The organism is Pseudomonas sp. PNPG3, assembly GCF_023093815.1.
Taxonomy (GTDB): Bacteria; Pseudomonadota; Gammaproteobacteria; order Pseudomonadales; family Pseudomonadaceae; genus Aquipseudomonas; species Aquipseudomonas asiatica.
In genome coordinates, this window is sequence record NZ_JALLKV010000003.1 from 21939 (window position 1) to 39142 (window position 17204).

15 protein-coding genes are annotated in these 17204 nt (G+C 63.7%); 6 read left to right on the forward strand and 9 right to left on the reverse strand.

The window, feature by feature from the left end; all coding sequences use genetic code 11:
* Position 1: 1 nt before the first annotated feature.
* Positions 2–832 carry a formate dehydrogenase accessory sulfurtransferase FdhD gene (gene fdhD / locus MJ643_RS03480; RefSeq protein ID WP_013970464.1) on the reverse strand — a complete coding sequence of 277 codons (831 nt, stop codon included), beginning with the start codon at positions 830–832 and terminating at the stop codon, positions 2–4.
* Between the two features lie 185 nt (positions 833–1017).
* Here fdhD and lysM point away from each other — a divergent pair, with 185 nt between their 5' ends.
* The gene (gene lysM, locus MJ643_RS03485; RefSeq protein ID WP_013970465.1) at positions 1018–1458 is read left to right on the forward strand and encodes a peptidoglycan-binding protein LysM; all 441 of its coding nucleotides are present in this window, start codon (positions 1018–1020) and stop codon (positions 1456–1458) included.
* 111 nt (positions 1459–1569) lie between these two features.
* Here the strand turns inward: lysM and yrfG are convergent, their stop codons facing one another.
* Positions 1570–2232 carry a GMP/IMP nucleotidase gene (gene yrfG / locus MJ643_RS03490; protein WP_003257447.1) on the reverse strand — a complete coding sequence of 221 codons (663 nt, stop codon included), beginning with the start codon at positions 2230–2232 and terminating at the stop codon, positions 1570–1572.
* A 64-nt stretch (positions 2233–2296) separates the two neighbouring features.
* Between yrfG and nudE the strand changes: the two genes are divergently transcribed.
* Positions 2297–2863 (forward strand): ADP compounds hydrolase NudE, encoded by a 567-nt coding sequence (gene nudE / locus MJ643_RS03495; RefSeq protein ID WP_013970466.1) that lies wholly within the window; start codon positions 2297–2299, stop codon positions 2861–2863.
* On the forward strand, positions 2860–3678 hold the full coding sequence (gene cysQ / locus MJ643_RS03500) for a 3'(2'),5'-bisphosphate nucleotidase CysQ (RefSeq protein WP_024087995.1): 819 nt from the start codon (positions 2860–2862) through the stop codon (positions 3676–3678). Before nudE ends, cysQ begins: the two co-directional genes overlap by 4 nt.
* Positions 3679–3849: 171 nt before the next feature.
* Here the strand turns inward: cysQ and MJ643_RS03505 are convergent, their stop codons facing one another.
* Genes MJ643_RS03505 through rfbC form a run of 4 tightly spaced genes read right to left on the reverse strand, consistent with a single transcriptional unit; the run spans position 3850 to position 8110 of the window.
* Positions 3850–4305: a YiiD C-terminal domain-containing protein gene (locus tag MJ643_RS03505; RefSeq protein WP_013970468.1), complete on the reverse strand. Its 456-nt coding sequence runs from the start codon at positions 4303–4305 to the stop codon at positions 3850–3852.
* Positions 4305–5711 (reverse strand): sigma-54 dependent transcriptional regulator, encoded by a 1407-nt coding sequence (locus MJ643_RS03510; RefSeq protein ID WP_013970469.1) that lies wholly within the window; start codon positions 5709–5711, stop codon positions 4305–4307. Before MJ643_RS03510 ends, MJ643_RS03505 begins: the two co-directional genes overlap by 1 nt.
* Positions 5708–7522 (reverse strand): ATP-binding protein, encoded by a 1815-nt coding sequence (locus MJ643_RS03515; protein ID WP_024087997.1) that lies wholly within the window; start codon positions 7520–7522, stop codon positions 5708–5710. Before MJ643_RS03515 ends, MJ643_RS03510 begins: the two co-directional genes overlap by 4 nt.
* A 42-nt stretch (positions 7523–7564) precedes the next feature.
* Entirely contained in the window at positions 7565–8110 is a 546-nt protein-coding gene (gene rfbC / locus MJ643_RS03520) for a dTDP-4-dehydrorhamnose 3,5-epimerase (protein WP_013970471.1), read from the reverse strand.
* Between the two features lie 279 nt (positions 8111–8389).
* On the opposite strand from rfbC, the gene aguA reads away from it, so the two are divergent.
* Both aguA and MJ643_RS03530 read left to right on the forward strand, forming a co-directional pair.
* On the forward strand, positions 8390–9496 hold the full coding sequence (aguA, locus tag MJ643_RS03525) for an agmatine deiminase (protein ID WP_013970472.1): 1107 nt from the start codon (positions 8390–8392) through the stop codon (positions 9494–9496).
* Between the two features lie 184 nt (positions 9497–9680).
* Positions 9681–9878, forward strand: a complete 198-nt coding sequence (locus MJ643_RS03530; protein ID WP_080563721.1) for a hypothetical protein — start codon at positions 9681–9683, stop codon at positions 9876–9878.
* A 132-nt stretch (positions 9879–10010) separates the two neighbouring features.
* On the opposite strand, the gene MJ643_RS03535 is transcribed toward MJ643_RS03530, so the two are convergent.
* The gene (locus MJ643_RS03535; protein WP_013970473.1) at positions 10011–12089 is read right to left on the reverse strand and encodes a TonB-dependent siderophore receptor; all 2079 of its coding nucleotides are present in this window, start codon (positions 12087–12089) and stop codon (positions 10011–10013) included.
* 505 nt (positions 12090–12594) lie between these two features.
* Here MJ643_RS03535 and MJ643_RS03540 point away from each other — a divergent pair.
* Entirely contained in the window at positions 12595–13914 is a 1320-nt protein-coding gene (locus MJ643_RS03540) for an OprD family porin (protein ID WP_013970474.1), read from the forward strand.
* A 117-nt stretch (positions 13915–14031) separates the two neighbouring features.
* Here the strand turns inward: MJ643_RS03540 and MJ643_RS03545 are convergent, their stop codons facing one another.
* Together MJ643_RS03545 and MJ643_RS03550 are read right to left on the reverse strand one after the other, a co-directional pair.
* Positions 14032–15699, reverse strand: coding sequence for an FMN-binding glutamate synthase family protein (locus MJ643_RS03545; protein WP_013970475.1), 1668 nt, complete (start codon positions 15697–15699; stop codon positions 14032–14034).
* 115 nt (positions 15700–15814) lie between these two features.
* The gene (locus MJ643_RS03550; RefSeq protein WP_013970476.1) at positions 15815–17203 is read right to left on the reverse strand and encodes an ATP-binding protein; all 1389 of its coding nucleotides are present in this window, start codon (positions 17201–17203) and stop codon (positions 15815–15817) included.
* Position 17204 lies beyond the last annotated feature (1 nt).

The window sequence follows — 17204 nt, forward strand, 5'->3', positions numbered from 1 at the left end:
GTTACGACTCCGCCGCTGGGCTGTAGACCCGCGGTGCGCTGTGCTTGGGCAGATGGATAAGGTTGAGGTTGTGCTTGCGCGCCCATTGCAGGGCAAGGCCGGTGGGCGCCGACAGGCTGACCAGGGTCTGGATACCGGCCCGCAGCACCTTCTGGATCAGCTCCAGGCTGCAGCGGCTGGTGACGATGGCCAGGCCACCCTGGCTGTCGATGTCTTGGCGAAGCAAGGCGCCGATCAGCTTGTCGAGGGCGTTGTGTCGGCCGATGTCTTCACGGCCTAGCAGCAGCTCGCCATGGCGGTCCATGAACAGCGCCGCATGCACCGCGCCGCAGTGTTGGCCGAGGGGCTGGAAGGCATCGATGCGCTCACGCAGGCCGACCAACCATTGCGCGGGTGGCAAAGGTGCGCCAGGCAGCTTGGCCAGCTCTGGCAGTGCCTGCTCCAGCGCTTCGACCCCGCACAGGCCGCAACCACTGGTGCCGGCCATTTGGCGGCGCTGGTTTTTCAGGTTCCAGAACGCACGGCTGGAAATCTCCAGGTCGGCGTACATTGCCGAGCCGCTGCCGGAGAGTTTCAGGTCGTAGATTTCCGTTGTGCCTTCGACTATGCCGCTGCCGACACTGAAGCCGACGGCGAAGTCTTCCAGGTCGGTGGGGCTGACCAGCATCACCGCCTGGTTCAGGCCGTTGTAGGCAATGGCCAGGGCCACTTCTTCGGCCAGGGGCGTGCTGTCGCGTCTGGCATCGTTGAGCTGGACGTAATCGTAGGTGTTGCTGGCGGCGGGCATGGTCAAGGGCGATGAGGCCGCGCAGACCGGAGGCTTGCTGTTCATCGGGGCTGACTGTTCATCGGACTATCGGCAACTTTCAGATAGCACAAGCCTAGGCGTGCGGGCCGGCGGCGTCTAATCGCTAGGGTCTATGCCTTGATAGACCGCGTCGATTGGTCGCATGGGGCGCCAGGGGAAAAGCTGGCCTAGACTGCTGTGTCCGAGGTTTCGTCAACAAGGAGAGCGTTATGAGCTTGTTCAGTTTCGTCAAGGAAGCGGGCGAGAAGTTGATCGACCTGCTGACCCCCGGCAATGCCAATGCCGAAGAGCAACTGAAGAAACACGTGGAAAGTGTCGGCCTGGGCAACCCGAATATCACGGCCACTGTAGAGGGAGACACGATCATCCTCAAGGGTGAGGTGGCCAGCCAGGAGGAGAAGGAGAAGATCATCCTGGCGGCGGGTAACGTCGAAGGCGTTGCCAGTGTCGACGACCAGATCACCGTGACCGGGCCGGTGGCCCAGGCCGCGCGGTTCGTGACGGTGGAGAAGGGGGATACGTTGAGCGCGATTTCGAAGAAGGTGTATGGCGACCCCAACAAGTACCAGAAGATCTTCGAGGCCAACAAACCGATGCTCAAGCACCCGGACAAGATCTATCCGGGGCAGGTGCTGCGTATTCCTGACTGATCTCTGCAGCCTGTACCGGCCTCTTCGCGGGTAAACCCGCTCCCACAGGGATCGCACACAGTTCAGACCTGTGGTGATCCTGTGGGAGCGGGTTTACCCGCGAAAGGGCCTTCACAAGCCTACCAATAATTCCCGGTAATCCTCGACCGCCGCAAACTCTTCGGTATCGCGCGGCCCGGCCTGGCTATCCGGCTGGCGCACCGCCAGCAGATGCCCCACGCCAAACCGTCGCGCACTGCGCAGAATCGCCAAGGTGTCATCAATGAACAGGCTGCGCTCCGGTTCAAAGCCGATGTCCGCCTGCAATGCATCCCAGAACTGCGGGCTTTCCTTCGGGTAGCCGTAGTCATGCGAGCTGATCAGCCGTTCGAAGTAAGGCGCCAGCTCCACCCGCTCCAGCTTCAGTGACAGCGAATCCCGGTGCGCATTGGTGATCATCACCACGCGCTTGCCCGCGTCGCGGATCGCGGCAAGGAAAGTGTCGGCATCCGGGCGCAGGGCGATCAGGTCGGCGATTTCCTGTTTCAGCTCACGGATCGGCAGCCGCAGTTCGCGGCTCCAGAAGTCCAGGCAATACCAGTTAAGCGTGCCGGCATTGCGTTCGAACAGCGGCTGCAGTTCCATTTCCGCCATGGCCCGGCTCACCCCGTGCAGCTCGGCATAGCGCTGGGGCAGGTGGTCCAGCCAGAAGCGGTTGTCGTAATGCAGGTCGAGCAGGGTGCCATCCATGTCCAGCAGGACGGTATCGATGGCGGACCAGGGAAGAACAGGCATGGGAAACTCTCGATCAGTCGGCAAGCCACGGTATAGTAACCCGTTCACGCCAAGGAGCCGCCCCATGCGCCAGAAACCCACCGTCCTCAGCCGCGAAATCGTCGCCAGCAGCCGCCTGTTTCGCGTCGAAGCCGTGCAATTGCGCTTCAGCAATGGCAACGAGCGTACCTACGAGCGCCTGGTGGGCCGAGGTAATGGTTACGGCGCGGTGATGATCGTGGCCATGCTCGATGCCGAGCACGCGGTGCTGGTGGAGGAATACTGCGGCGGCACCGACGAATACGAGCTGTCGTTGCCCAAAGGCCTGATCGAGCCGGGCGAGGACGTGCTGGCGGCAGCCGACCGGGAGCTCAAGGAGGAAGCCGGCTATGGCGCTCGCCAGCTGGAGCACCTTACCGAGCTGTCGCTGTCGCCGGGCTACATGAGCCAGAAGATCCAGGTGGTGCTGGCCAGCGACCTCTACGAGGAGCGCCTGGAGGGCGATGAGCCGGAGCCGATGCGGGTCGACAAGGTTAACCTGCGCGAGCTCTCGGCCCTGGCCATGCACCCACAGTTCACCGAGGGGCGTGCCTTGGCGGCGCTGTACCTGGCGCGTGACCTGCTGATTCAGCGGGGGCTGCTGGAAGCATGAACGACCTGCAACTGATGCACGAAGTGGTCAAGCTGGCCCTGTTGGCGGGCGAGGCGATCTTGCCGTTCTGGCGCGCCGATGTGGCAGTGACCAACAAGGCCGACGATTCGCCGGTCACCGCCGCCGACCTGGCGGCGCACCGGGTGATTGCCGATGGCCTGCTGGCGCTGGCGCCGCAGATCCCGGTGCTGTCCGAAGAGGACTGCAACATTCCGCTGGCCGAGCGTCAGGGCTGGAGCCGCTGGTGGCTGGTCGACCCGCTGGATGGCACCAAGGAATTCATCGCCGGCAGCGAGGAGTTCACGGTCAACATCGCCCTGGTCGAAAACGGCGAGGTGGTGTTCGGCGTGGTATCCATGCCGACCAACGGGCGCTGCTACTTCGGTGGGCGTGGGTTGGGCGCCTGGCGTGCGGAAGCGGGTGAGGCTCCGCAGCCGATCCAGGTTCGCGACGCGCCGCCGGCAGGTGGGCGTTTCACCGTGGTTGCCAGCCGTCGCCATTCCAGCCCGGAACAGGAAGCGCTGTTGGCCGGGTTGGGGGCTGCGTTGGGGGAACTGGAGCTGGCCAATATCGGCAGTTCGCTGAAGTTCTGCCTGTTGGCCGAGGGCAGCGCTGATTGCTATCCCCGCCTGGCACCGACCTCGCAGTGGGATACCGCGGCGGCGCAGGGGGTGGTGGAAGGGGCTGGTGGGGAGGTAATCGGGCTGGATGGCTTGCCGTTCCGGTACCCGGCGCGGGAGTCGTTGCTCAACCCGCATTTCCTGGCGTTGCCGGCAAATGCTGCTTGGCGCGAAGCTTTCCTGAGCCTGATCTGATCGCCGCTTCGGCACGATCTTGTGGGAGCGGCCTTGTGTCGCGAAAGGGCCGCAGCGCGGCCCCAGTGTTCATAGTTCGCCGCCTATTTTTCTGGGGCCGCTTTGCGGCCCTTTCGCGACACAAGGCCGCTCCCACAGAGATCGTGCCAGCCTGTTACCAAGTGGTCCGTGTCAGCGGTGCAGCACGTACTGGCCGCTGAATTTCACCGCAGGCTCGTCACTACCGGCATTGCTCACCGTGGTCTCCAGCGTCAACCGTGCCCGCCCGCGCCGCTGGTACATGGTCAGGAACCGCTCCCAGGTCTTCTCATCCGGCGCCGCACAGCGCGCCACCGCCGCCCCGGTAACCGGCAGCGGATAACTGATCTGCCCTTCCTGGATGACGATATGCCCGTCATCGATACCCGACTCGCGCAGGCGCAGGTGCAGCCAGCCCCAGCCCACCAGCACTGCGGCGCAGTACAGGCTACCGCCGAACATGGTGCTCTTGTGGTTGACGTTGGCCGCCAGCGGCAATTGCAGGCGCAGGGTGTGCTGCTGCCAATCGAGCACTTCCAGGCCCATTTCGCGGGTCAGGGGGATGTCGCCGTGCAGGACGGTCTGCAGGTACTGGCTATCGGTGTTCATTAACGGTTGTCCTCTTGATCGTCATGCCCGCCGCTACCGCCATCGAAGCTCAAGCCATGCTTGCGCAGCTTGTCGTGCAAGGTTTTGCGGGGGATACCCAGCGCCTCGGCCAGGCTGCGCATGGAGCTGTGTGGCTGGGCCAGTTCGGCAGCGATCAGCGAGCGTTCGAACTGCTCGACCTGTTCGCTGAGGTTGCCGCTCGGCATCGGTGCCGAAGGCATTGCCGCCGGCGGCGCCTGGCCGTCCAGAGCCAGTTCCAGGCCAAGGGCGAAACGCTCGGCGGCGTTCTGCAGCTCGCGTACGTTACCGGGCCAGTCGTGACGCAGCAGCATGGCGCGCTGGGCCGGCTGCAGGGAGTGTGGCGGCAGACCATGGCGCTCGCTGGCGGCGTCGGCGAAGTGCTGGAAAAGCACCAGGATGTCATCGCCGCGTTCGCGCAGCGGTGGAATACGCAGCGGCGCCACGTTCAGGCGGTAATACAAATCGGCGCGGAACCGCCCTTGGTCAGCGGACTGGCGCAGGTCCTCCTTGGTCGCGGCGATGATGCGGATGTCCAGCGGGATCAGCTGGTTGCCACCCAAGCGCTCGACCACCCGTTCCTGAAGCATGCGCAGCAGTTTCACCTGCACATCCAGGCTCATGCTCTCGATTTCGTCGAGGAACAGCGTGCCGCCGTTGGCGAACTCGAACTTGCCGATGCGGCGTTTCTGCGCGCCGGTGAACGCCCCGGGCTCATGGCCGAACAGCTCGCTTTCGACCACCGACTCGGCCAGTGCGCCGGCGTTGATCGCCACGAACGGCCCGTCGCGGCGGCTGGACAGGTCGTGCAGGGCGCGGGCCACCACCTCTTTGCCGGCACCGGTCTCACCCAGGATCAGCACGTCGGCGCGAGTGCCGGCCAAGGCGCCGATCTGCTCGCGCAAGCGCTGCATGGACGGCGACTGGCCCACCAGGCGGGTGGCCAGTTGCTGGCGGTCGCTCAGGGCCAGGCGCAAGCTGCGGTTGTCCAGCACCAGGCGGCGCAGGGCCAGGGCGCGGCGCACGCTGTCCAGCAGGGCGTCGCTGGCAAAGGGTTTTTCCAGGAAGTCATAAGCCCCGGCGCGCATTGCCTGCACCGCCAGCGGCACATCACCGTGGCCGGTGATCAGCAATACCGGCAGCTCGTTGTCACGGCCGTGCAGTTGTTCCAGCAGCTGCAGGCCATCGATACCCGGCATGCGGATGTCGCTGACCACCACGCCGGGCCAGTCGGCCTCGATGCGTTCGGCCAGGCCCTGGGCGTCGGCCAGGGCGACCACCTTGAGCCCGGCCAGGTCCAGGGTCTGGCTCAGGGCCTGGCGAAGGTGCGGGTCATCATCGACCAGGATGACCTGGGCTCGGCTGTCGATCAGTGTCTCGGTGGTCATGCCGAGGGGTCCTCCGAATTGGGCAAAGTAGCGCCAGGCGCGGCCACTCGCAGCTGCAGGGTCAGCAGTGCGCCACCTTCCGGGTGGTTGGCCAGCAGCAGTTCACCGCCCAGGGCACGCATCAGGCTTTCGCAGATGGCCAGGCCCAGGCCCAGGCCCTGGGTGCGGGTCTTGGTGGTGAAGAACGGCTCCTTGGCGTGCTCCAGGGCCTGGCGGCTGAAGCCGGGGCCGTTGTCGCGAATGTACAGGTAGACGCAGTCATCGCGCTGTTCGGCACTTAGCCACAGGCGGCGCGGGTTGGCTTTTTCGGTCAGGGCGTCGAGGGCATTGGCCAGCAGGTTGCCGAGCACCTGGCGCAGGCGGGTCTCGCCGGCCTGTACCCACAAGGTGGCTTCCGGCAGGTCGCGGATCAGCTCCACGGCCATCGCCCGGCGGCGCTTGGCCAGCAGCGCCAGGGCGTCGTCCAGGGCCGGCTGCAAGGCCACGCTCTCCGGGGCATGGCGGTCACGGCGGGCGAAGGCGCGCAGGTGGGCGATGATCGAGGCCATGCGCCCGGTCAGCTCGCCAATCAGCTTGAGGTTGCCGCGGGCTTCTTCGGTTCGCTGGTGGTCGAGCAGGATCTCGGCGTTTTCCGCGTAGCTGCGGATGGCGGCCAGCGGCTGGTTGAGTTCGTGGCTGATGCTGGCCGACATGGTGCCGAGCACCGACAGCTTGCCGGCCTGTACCAGTTCGTCCTGGGCGCGCACCGCCTCCTGTTGGGCGTTCTCACGCTCCAGTACGGCGCTCTTGAGCCGGGTGTTCAGGCCTTCGAGGTCGGCGGTGCGCTCGGCCACGCGTTTTTCCAGTTCCTGGCGGCCGCGTGCCTCGAAGTCGATGCGGTCGATGTAGTGACGGCGCCGCTGCATCACCAGGCCGGCCAGCAGTATCAGCACCAGCAGGGTGCCCGCGCCGATGGCCATGACGGTTTGCACCGAACGGTCGACCAGCATGCGCGGGGCGAGGATGCTGACCTGCCAGCCGGTTTCCTTGATGTCGCGGGTCTGGCTGATCCAGGCGTCCGGGTTGAGCACCAGCGGCTGCGGGGCTTGGGTCGGGTAGGGCTGGATGGCGATGATCGCCTGACGCTCGGCCTCGGTCAGCGCGCGGGTCGCGCGGAAGCGCCAGTCGGGCCGCGAGGTCAGGATGACCACGCCATTGTGGTCGGTCAGCAACAGCTGCTCTGGGGTGCGGCCCCACAGGGTTTCGGTGTGGTCGAGGTCGACCTTGACCACCAGTACGCCAACGATGCGTTCACGGTCTCGCACGGCGGCGGCGAAGAAGTAACCGCGCTTTGCCGATGTGGTGCCCTGGCCAAAGAAGCGCCCCAGGCGGCCGGCCATGGCTTCGTTGAAGTAGGGGCGGAAGGCGAAGTTGCGGCCGACGAAGCTGTCGCGCTTGTCCCAGTTGGAGGCAGCCAGGGTATTGCCGCTGACGTCCATCAGGTACATCACCTCGGCGCCGGTCTGCTGGACGATGTCCTTGAGCAGGCGGTTGGCATTGGTCACTGCCTCCAGGCGGAGCGGGTCGGCCAGCACACCGCGCAGCGCCGGCAGGTCGCCGAGTATCTGCGGCAAGGTTTCGTAGCGGTGCAGGGTACCGAGCAGGTTGGCGACGTACAGGTCGAGGGTCTGTCGGTTCTGCGAGGCCAGTTCTTCCTGATAGTAACGTTCGGCCAGGTGATGCAGGGGCCACAACAACGGAACCAGGCACACGGCCAACAGGGCCAGGCTGCGCCAGCGGGGACGGCGTGGGGGCGTGGGTTTTGCAATCATCAGGTAAATGCGCCAGAAAGGTCTGCCGCAATTATGCGCTAGTTAAGGCAGCAGTTCCGCCTCTGCCAGCGGCAGGCCGAGCTTGTCCTTGTCCGAGAGCACGGGTGGCTGCTGCAACCCCCAGTCTATGGCCAGCGTCGGGTCATCCCAGCGGATGCAGCGGTCGGCGCCCGGGTTGTAGTAGTCGGTGGTCTTGTAGAGGAACTCGGCCGACTCGCTCATCACCGCAAAGCCATGGGCGAAGCCGGGGGGAATCCATAACTGGCGATGATTGTCGGCCGACAGCTGCACCGCGACCCATTGGCCGAAGGTTGGCGAGCTCTTGCGCACGTCCACGGCAATATCACGGATTTCCCCCTGCACCACGCGCACCAGCTTGCCTTGGGTGTTTTCCACCTGGTAGTGCAGGCCACGCAGCACACCCTTGATGGAGCGCGAGTGGTTGTCCTGGACGAACTGGACATTCACGCCGGTTTGCCGGGCGAACTCACGGGCGTTGAATGCCTCGAAGAAAAAACCACGGCTATCACCGAAAACCTTCGGCTCGATGATCAGTACTTCAGGGATCGCGGTAGGGATGATGTTCATGGCGGTTCGCTGGCCCGTTCTGCTCATGTATTGACCCTAGCCGGTCTGGCCGTTTTTTCCGCCTCGGGCTTCAACGGCGTTCACAAGGGCTGGCTATGGTAGATGTCGTGCCGTTTTGCTTCTCGGTCAAGGTTGGGGGTTTATCGATTGTTATCGATTTAATTCCCTTGCATTCTCATGATTTTCCCGATTATCGGGCTTCAAATATCGATATATATCGGTTATAAATTGACAAACGCCCCAGCACAGTCCGGCTCAGGGCCATCACAGAGGTCAATCATGAAAACCCTCAACTCCACTCCCCGTGCCGATGGTTTCCACATGCCCGCCGAGTGGGCCCCGCAAACCCAGGTGTGGATGGTCTGGCCGGAGCGCCCGGACAACTGGCGCCTTGGCGGCAAGCCGGCGCAGGCTGCCCATGTGACCCTGGCCAAGGCCATTGCCCGCTTCGAGCCGGTAACCGTCGCGGTTTCCGCTGGCCAGTACGAAAATGCCCGCCGCCAGCTCGACCAGCCGAACATTCGCGTGGTCGAGATCAGCAATGACGATGCCTGGGTGCGTGACACCGGCCCGACCTTCGTCATCAACGACCAGGGTGAAGTGCGTGGTGTGGACTGGGGCTTCAATGCCTGGGGCGGCTTCGACGGCGGCCTTTACGCACCGTGGAACCGTGACGAGGAGCTGGCGGCCAAGGTCCTGGAAATGGAGCGCTGCCAGCGCTACCACACCGAAAGCTTCGTGCTCGAGGGCGGCTCGATCCACGTGGACGGCGAAGGCACGGTGATTACTACCGAAGAATGCCTGCTCAATCGCAACCGCAACCCGCACCTGAACCGCGAGCAGATCGAAGCGGTGCTGCGCGATCATCTGGCGGTGGACACCGTGGTCTGGTTGCCGGATGGCCTGTACAACGACGAGACCGATGGCCATGTCGACAACTTCTGCTGTTACGTGCGCCCGGGCGAAGTGTTACTGGCCTGGACCGATGATTCCAACGACCCCAACTATGCACGCTGCCATGCCGCCATGGAGGTGCTGAAGAACACCCGCGATGCCAAGGGCCGCGAGTTCATCGTGCACAAAATGCCGATCCCGGGCCCGCTGTTCGCTACTGCCGAAGAGTGTGCCGGGGTCGATCAGGTGGCAGGCAGCCAGGAGCGTGACCCATCGGTGCGCCTGGCAGGCTCGTACGTGAACTTCCTGATCGTCAACGGCGGCATCATCGCGCCTAGCTTCGACGACCCGGCAGATGCCGAGGCCAGAGCGATCCTGGCGAAGATTTTCCCCGACCACGAGGTGGTGATGATCCCTGGTCGTGAGCTGCTGTTGGGTGGTGGCAACATCCACTGCCTGACCCAGCAGCAACCGGCACCGGTAAAGCGTTGAGCGCACGGTGAATCAAGAGGCCCGTCATGACGGGCCTTTTTTATTCGCGAGGGCCGTCCGCAGGCTGGTGCTGGCATAGGTTTTGTATTGTTTTCAGTGAGATAGCTCGGCCATGCCGCGCTCTCGGACCTGTAACAATCCTTACGTAGATTAGCCGCTCACGGGCCAGGGAGTACGTGTAGAAATGAACGCAGCAAGTGAGTCGGCTTTGCGCCCATCGGCAGTGAATCACCAATCGCTCAGGCTTGTGGCGAAGTGGTTGAAACACCATGGAAGCATCAGGGTCAGGACGACCGACCCACGACGTCTGCTTGCCGGACGATACCCCCAAGGGCTGATCAGCGAAGCAGAAATGCAGGCGCTGATGGCGGTGTGGCACTGATCGATTGCTTAAACCTGTGCTGGCCCCTTCGCGGCTAAAGCCGCTCCCACAGGTACCCCACTGGGCTCGATACATGTTGGGTACCTGTGGGAGCGGCTTTAGCCGCGAAGAGGCCGGCACAGGCAATAAAGATCAGAAGCTGTAGCTACCAGTCACCACCAGGCTACGCGGCTCACCCACCTCGATCTGCGCCGCACTGGTCGCCGAGCTGTAGTAGGTCTTGTCGGCGATATTGCTCAGCGCCGCCCGCACATCCCAGTCATGCGTGCGGTACCCCGCCAGTGCATCCCAGCGGCCATACCCCGGCAGCACCGTGGTGTTCTGGTTGTCCGCATAACGCTCGCCTACCAACGTCAGGCCGGTTTCGGCGTACCAGCCCAGTTCCGGTTTCCAGGTCACGAACAGGCTACCGTTGCGCTTGGCCACGTCATTGATGCGGTTGCCTTCCTGGCCGTTGTTGTCCTTGACGATGGTCGCGTCCTGCAGGCCGATGCCACCGCGCACGTACCAGTTGCCAACGATGTTGCCGGTGGCGGTCAGCTCGATACCGCGCGAACGCTGCATGCCGCTGAGCAAGATGTTTTCCGGGACAAGCGGGTCGCGGGTGCGGCGGTTGTACAGCTCCAGCTCGTAGATGGCCAGGGTGGTGGTCAGGCGCTGGTCGAGCCAGTCGCTCTTCACGCCGATTTCCTTCTGACGGGTTTCTTCCGGCTTGGCGTCGTTACCGTTGCCTTTTGCGCCTGGGGTGATGCCGATCAGCCCGCCGCCAACCGGCGAGAAGGTCTTGCTCCACGAGGCGTAGAACGAATGGTCGCGCCACGGTGTATAGACCACACCCAAGCGTGGGCTGGTGCTGTTGCTGTCCTGTGTTTCGCGCACGCCATCCTTGTTGGTGGTCTGCACGTCGAACTGGTCGAAGCGTACACCGGCAAGAACCTGCCACTGATCGTTCAGGCGGATCTGGTCTTGCAGATAAAGGCCGCGGCTATCGACCACGGTATGGTTGTCACTAAACAACGTCATTGGGCCATTGAGCTGCTGGTTGCGGCCGGGCTTGCCCAGGCCCTGCAATTTCTGGTCGACCGCTTTGTACAGCACCGGGTCGCGCTTCTGGTTGCCGAACTCCAGGCCCAGCAACAGCTTGTGCTCCAGGCCCAAGGTGTCGAAGTCGCCCTCGGCCTCCAGGGTGTTGAACAGGTTTCTGGTGTTCAGGTCCTGCTGCCAGCGCTGGCGGGTCAAGGTGTCGGTGCTGGCGTCGTAGCCCGTGACGTAGGTGTTGTCGAACTCACTGTCGAGCTTGAACAGGCCCAGGGTATGGCGCAACTGCCAGGTTTCGTTCAACTGGTAGTTAAGGCGCGAGCGCAGCGACTGGGCGCGGTCGTCGATGTAGTCGCGCTGGGTGTCGCCATAGGTGGTGCTACGGCCGACATCGGCCGGGCGGCCGTTGACCCCGGGGATGCCTCGGTCCGGGGTGCGGTTGTAGCGGCTGTATTCGTATTGCACCAGCCAGTTCAGGTCGGAGGTGACCTGCCAACTGATCGACGGGGCGAACAGCTGGCGGCTGCCGTCGATGCCGTCGCGGAAGCTGTTGTTGTCCTGGTTGCCCATGTTCAGGCGCAGGCTGACGGTGTCGCTGGGGTCGGCACTGAGGTCGGCATACAGGCTGCGCAGGTCTTCGCTGCCGGCCTGCGCCTCGATGCTCGAACGGCGGCCGTGCTCCGGCGCCTTGCTCACCCGGTTGACGATACCGCCCTGGCTGCCACGGCCATAAAGCACCGCTGCCGGCCCCTTGAGCACTTCGACCCGCTCGATGTTATGCAGGTCGCGGATGTACTGGCTGTCGTCGCGAATGCCGTCCAGGTAGAAGTCGTTGCTGGCTTCGAAGCCGCGGATGCGCACGCTGTCGAAGCGGGTGTCGGCACCGCTGCTGACGTTGGGGATGCCTTCCAGCGCCTTGCCCAGGGTGTTGCTGCCGTAATCCAGCACGTTGACGGTCTTCACCGTGTCGATGGCCTGCGGCACATAGCGTACTGGCGTCGAGGTGCGGGTCGCGGTGCTTACCTCCTTGACCCGCGGGTTGTCCTCTTCGCGTTCACTGTCGGCGGTTACCGACAGTTCCGGCAGGGTGGTGGTGGCGGCACTGGCCAGGCCGGCGCCGAACAGCAGCGACAGGCCAAGCGTCAGGGGTGAAAGACGGCAGGGTACAAGCATGAGCACATCCGGAGCGAGCAGGTGAAAAAGAGGTGCGGATGGTAATGCTTGTTATTTGCTATTGCTTGAGTATTTGTAAAGGCTTGTCATTACATCTGTGTCAGTTTGTTACGGTCTCTGCCGCCCCGCGTTTCCGTGTAGGAGCAGCCTTGCGCTGCGAAGGCGCCCTGACAGGAAAATTGTCCGTTCGATCAAAAGGCTATTTCCCACACAAGATAAATTGTCCGCTGATAGCGCAAACCTGCATGGAAATGCACCAGACCCATAGGCAATTTTGGTTATATCAACCTGCATTTCACGACTTTTTGACATTTGTAATCGCACACGGCTAGGATTCGGCCAACGCCTGCTGGCCATGATCTTGGCCATGCTGCTGCCAGAGGCCGCCGTGTGATTACCGGCAGGCCTTCCAGTCTGGATCCGCATAGCGTCGAACCTACGAAGGGGCGTTGGTTCCTGGCGTCATATTGCAGAGCGTTTTTGATTAACAAATAAGGAAAACAACATGTTGAAAACCAGGATCAGCCTGGTCGCCCTGGCGATGATCGCCGCGACCCAGGCACAGGCCAATGATCAGGCCGACAGCAAAGGCTTCATCGAGGACAGCCACGCCAACGTCCTGCTGCGCAACGCCTACATCAATCGTGACAAGAAGCACGGCACCGACGACCAGATCGAATGGGGCCAGGGCGTCATCGCCAACTTCTCCTCCGGCTTCACCCAGGGCACCGTCGGTGTCGGCGTCGATGCATTCGGCCTGTACGCCGTGCGTCTGGACGGCGGCAAGGGCCACAACGGTGGCGCCGGTGTCGACTTCTTCAAGCCTTCGGACTTCAAGGACGAGAACGGCAACGCCAACTCGCCGCACAACCTGGCCCGTGGTGGCGCTGCAGTGAAGTTCCGCATCTCCAACACCGTGCTCAAGTACGGTGACCAGATGCCGGCACTGCCAGTGCTGCAGTACGACGACGCCCGTCTGCTGCCAGAAAGCTTCACCGGTACCCTGATCACCTCCAAAGAGATTCAGGGCCTGGAACTGAACGCCGGCCGCTTCACCCAGGAAGCGCGCAAGAGCGCCGAGCGCCGTGACGGTGGTGGCCTGAAGTCGATCAACGTCCTTGGTGGTAGCTACAAGTTCACCGACAACTTCACCGCTTCGCTGTACACCGCCGACAACGAAGACGTGATGAAGAAGCACTACCTGGGCCTGAACTACGTCTTCCCGATTGCCAACGACCAGTCCCTGACCCTGGACTTCAACGGCTACAAGTCGGACATCGACAACAAGTTCGTGAAATCCGCTGGGCTGAACGGCGACTCCAACACTATCTGGAGCCTGGCAGCCACCTACGCCTACGGTGCCCACTCGTTCACCATCGCCCACCAGCGCAGCACCGGCAGCACCGGCTACAACTACGGCTGGTACCAGAACGAGGGTGGCGTGGGTGACGGTGGTTCGACCATCTACCTGGCCAACTCGTACTGGTCCGACTTCAACGCCGAAGACGAGCGCTCCTGGCAGCTGGGCTACGGCCTGGACTTCGGTGCCTACGGCATCCCGGGCCTGACCTACAAGCTGGCCTACGTGGTGGGTGACAACATCAACACCCGCAACGTCGACAACCCGCAGGGCTTCGGTGAAGGTAAAGAGCGCGAGATCTTCAACCAGATCCGTTACGTGGTGCAGGACGGCCCGGCCAAGGACCTGTCGATCAAGCTGCGTAGCTCGTTCGTGCGTACCAACAACGCCGTGCAGCAGAACGGTTACAACGACGACGGCAACGAAGTCCGCGTATTCGTCGAGTACCCGATCAGCATCTTCTGATCCTGATCTGATGGCCTAGGGGCTGCTTTGCAGCCCATCGCGACACAAGGCCGCTCCCACACGATTCTGTAGGAGCGGCCTTGTGTCGCGAAAGGGCCGCAAAGCGGCCCCCGGCTTTCACGCCGTCTCCACCACTTCCCTGCGCCGCACCCCAGCAACCTTCACCTCTCCCTCCCCAGTCTCCGGCGCAAAGCTGTCACTACGCGCCATCCGCCACATCCGCGCATAAAACTCGCTTTCAATCGAGCCACTGAGCAATTCGCCCGGCTTGAGGAACGTGTGCAGGTCCGAGAACAGCCCGATTTCGCTAGGGCTGATACGCCGCGCCAGGTGCTTGGGCTTGAGCTCCGAAGGGTGTTCCAGGCCCGCGGCAGCCAACATTTCGGCCAACGTATGCAGCGTGTTGCGGTGGAAGCTGGCCACCCGCTCGGCCTTGTCCGGCACCACCAGGGCGCGCTGGCGCAGCGGGTCTTGCGTGGCCACCCCGGTCGGGCATTTGTTGGTATGGCAGCTCTGCGACTGGATGCAGCCAATGGCGAACATGAAGCCGCGCGCGGAGTTGACCCAGTCCGCCCCGATGGCCAGCACGCTGGCGATGTCGAAGGCGCTGACGATCTTGCCTGCCGCGCCAATGCGGATACTGGCGCGCAGGTTCAGGCCGACCAGGGTGTTGTGCACGAACATCAGGCCCTCGCGCATCGGCACGCCCATGTTGTCGCTGAACTCGCGTGGCGCCGCACCGGTGCCGCCCTCCTTGCCATCGACGACGATGAAGTCCGGAGTGATGCCAGTGGCCAGCATGGCCTTGGCAATGCCCATGAACTCCCAAGGGTGGCCCAGGCAGAATTTGAACCCCACCGGCTTGCCGCCCGACAGCTCGCGCAGGCTGGCCACGAACTGCAGCAACTCGACTGGCGTGCGGAAGGCACTGTGCGCCGCTGGCGAGATGCAATCTTCGCCCACGCGCACGCCACGGGTTGCGGCAATTTCGGGGCTGACCTTGTGCCCCGGCAGGATGCCACCGTGGCCCGGCTTGGCGCCCTGGCTGAGCTTGATCTCGATCATCTTCACCTGCGGCGAGCGCGCCTGCTCGGCGAATCGCTGCGGGTCGAAGCGGCCGTCCTCGGTGCGGCAGCCGAAGTAGCCACTGCCGATTTCCCAGATCAGGTCACCGCCATGTTCGCGGTGGTACGGGCTGATGCTGCCTTCGCCGGTGTCATGGGCAAAACGGCCCATGCGTGCACCGCGGTTCAGGGCAGCGATGGCGTTGGCGCTGAGGGCGCCGAAGCTCATGGCCGAGATGTTGAAGATAGATGCCGAATAGGGCAGGCGGCATTGCGGCCCGCCAATGGCGATGCGGAACGATGCCGGGTCTGGCGTGGCCACTGGCAGCATGGAATGGCTGATGAACTCGAAGCCGGGCTTGTAGGCATCGTTGAGGGTGCCGAAGGCCTTCTCGGCGCTTTCGTTCTTGGCCCGGGCGTAGACCAGCGAACGCTGCGAGCGGGAGAACGGCAGCTTGTCGTCGTCGCCCTCGATCAGGTACTGGCGGATTTCCGGGCGGATGGTTTCGATCAGGTAGCGGATGTTGCCCAGGATCGGGTAGTTGCGGCGCACGGCGTGGTGGCTTTGCCGCAGGTCGTTCAGGCCGACCAGGCTGAGCAGCGTGGTAATCAGTGTCAACGGCCACAACCAGGCATGCTGGGGTAGCAGCGGCAGGCTGGCGAAGGTGAACAGCAGGCAGAGGGCGAGGCAGGCGTAGCGGCTGGGTAGAGAGTGTTTCATGGGTCCATCGCAGGCAGGATGACCGGGCATAGGATAGGCAAAGGCGGGGAGGGGAAAACCTGGGTAATCGGTAAAAGACTGTTACCTGATCGCGTATTTCCAGGCTCATGCGCTCCTACAGGGGGGCGCGTAAAGGCTGATTGGGTAGCAACACGCTGACCCGCAACCCACCCCCCTCGCGGTTCGCCAACAGCAACTCGCCCCCATGGCTGGCAGCAATCCGCTGGGCGATGCTCAACCCCAGCCCATACCCCCCGGACGCCTGATTGCGCGACCCGTCACCGCGCACGAACGGGTCGATGATGGTCGCCAGCAGGCCCGGCGCAATCCCCGGGCCGCGGTCATCGATATGGATGAACACCCCCGTGGTCGCCTGCTCCAGCGTGACCGAAACCTCCTTGGCATAACGCAACGCATTGACCAGCAGGTTCTGCAGGCAGCGCTGCAGCAGCAGGGCATCGGCCTGCAGGCTGCCCGCCTGGCCATGCACCGGCAGTGGCTCTTCGGCAGTGGCCAGCTCCGCGCACTGGCGCACCACCAGCCGGTCCAGGTCTACCTGTTGCAAGTTCTGCTGCTCCCCCGCGCGCAGGTAATCGAGCACCTGGCCGATCATGTTGTCCATCTGCGCGATGTTCTGCCGCAGGCGTTGCCGGTTTTCGTCGTCCGGCAAGCGCTCCAGGCGCAGGCGCATGCGCGTCAGCGGGGTGCGCAGGTCGTGGGACACGGCGGCCAGAAAGTAGGCCTTGTCGTTGACCATCGCGATCAGCCGCTGCTGCATGGCGTTGAAGGCTTGGGCCGCCTGGCGCACTTCCTCCGGGCCATCCAGCGCCAAGGGCGGCTGCTCGAGGTTGCTACCCAGGCCGCGCGCGGCATCGGCCAGGCGCCGAAGCGGGCGCAGGCACAGGCGCACGGCTATCAGGCACACCAGCAATACCGCGACGATGCGCAGCGCGTACACCCGCAACAGGTAATCGCTGATCAGCACCCAGGCCGACTCGCCGCTCCAGCCTTGCAGTTCCTGGCCCTCGATGGTCAGCCAGTGCCCATCGGCCAACGGCACCGCAAACTGCAGATGCGCCTGGGCCGTGCGCAGGCCGAACAGGCTGCGCCAGACGATCGGCTGGCCCTGTTCGTCGGTCAACTGCACCTTCATCAGGCGCACGTCCTGGGCATGCCCCAACTCGTACTCGAGGGCCTGGTGCAGCAACAGCTCGACACGCCTGCGCCCGCGGCGCTCGTCCTGCACCGGCGTGGGCAGGGCTTCGCTGCACCGCAGTTGGTAATGGGCTGGCGCCTGCAGTGCACCGGCACGGCAGTCGGCCTGGGCGATCAACGGAGCGCTGCGTGCGGCAATCAGCCGGACAGGGGCCTCGAGAACCTGGGCAAAACGCACATCGAACCAGATGCTGCTGGACATCAACTGGATCAGCACGGTGCCGCTGACCATTATCAGCAGCAACTGGCCGAACAACGTGCGTGGCCACAGCCGGCGCAGCCAGCGCATG

Coding starts and splice junctions, on each gene's coding strand:
- fdhD (WP_013970464.1), bottom strand. CDS start 832: ATGAACAGCAAGCCTCCGGTCTGCGCGGCCTCATCGCCCTTGACCATG.
- lysM (WP_013970465.1), top strand. CDS start 1,018: ATGAGCTTGTTCAGTTTCGTCAAGGAAGCGGGCGAGAAGTTGATCGAC.
- yrfG (WP_003257447.1), bottom strand. CDS start 2,232: ATGCCTGTTCTTCCCTGGTCCGCCATCGATACCGTCCTGCTGGACATG.
- nudE (WP_013970466.1), top strand. CDS start 2,297: ATGCGCCAGAAACCCACCGTCCTCAGCCGCGAAATCGTCGCCAGCAGC.
- cysQ (WP_024087995.1), top strand. CDS start 2,860: ATGAACGACCTGCAACTGATGCACGAAGTGGTCAAGCTGGCCCTGTTG.
- MJ643_RS03505 (WP_013970468.1), bottom strand. CDS start 4,305: ATGAACACCGATAGCCAGTACCTGCAGACCGTCCTGCACGGCGACATC.
- MJ643_RS03510 (WP_013970469.1), bottom strand. CDS start 5,711: ATGACCACCGAGACACTGATCGACAGCCGAGCCCAGGTCATCCTGGTC.
- MJ643_RS03515 (WP_024087997.1), bottom strand. CDS start 7,522: ATGATTGCAAAACCCACGCCCCCACGCCGTCCCCGCTGGCGCAGCCTG.
- rfbC (WP_013970471.1), bottom strand. CDS start 8,110: ATGAACATCATCCCTACCGCGATCCCTGAAGTACTGATCATCGAGCCG.
- aguA (WP_013970472.1), top strand. CDS start 8,390: ATGAAAACCCTCAACTCCACTCCCCGTGCCGATGGTTTCCACATGCCC.
- MJ643_RS03530 (WP_080563721.1), top strand. CDS start 9,681: ATGAACGCAGCAAGTGAGTCGGCTTTGCGCCCATCGGCAGTGAATCAC.
- MJ643_RS03535 (WP_013970473.1), bottom strand. CDS start 12,089: ATGCTTGTACCCTGCCGTCTTTCACCCCTGACGCTTGGCCTGTCGCTG.
- MJ643_RS03540 (WP_013970474.1), top strand. CDS start 12,595: ATGTTGAAAACCAGGATCAGCCTGGTCGCCCTGGCGATGATCGCCGCG.
- MJ643_RS03545 (WP_013970475.1), bottom strand. CDS start 15,699: ATGAAACACTCTCTACCCAGCCGCTACGCCTGCCTCGCCCTCTGCCTG.
- MJ643_RS03550 (WP_013970476.1), bottom strand. CDS start 17,203: ATGCGCTGGCTGCGCCGGCTGTGGCCACGCACGTTGTTCGGCCAGTTG.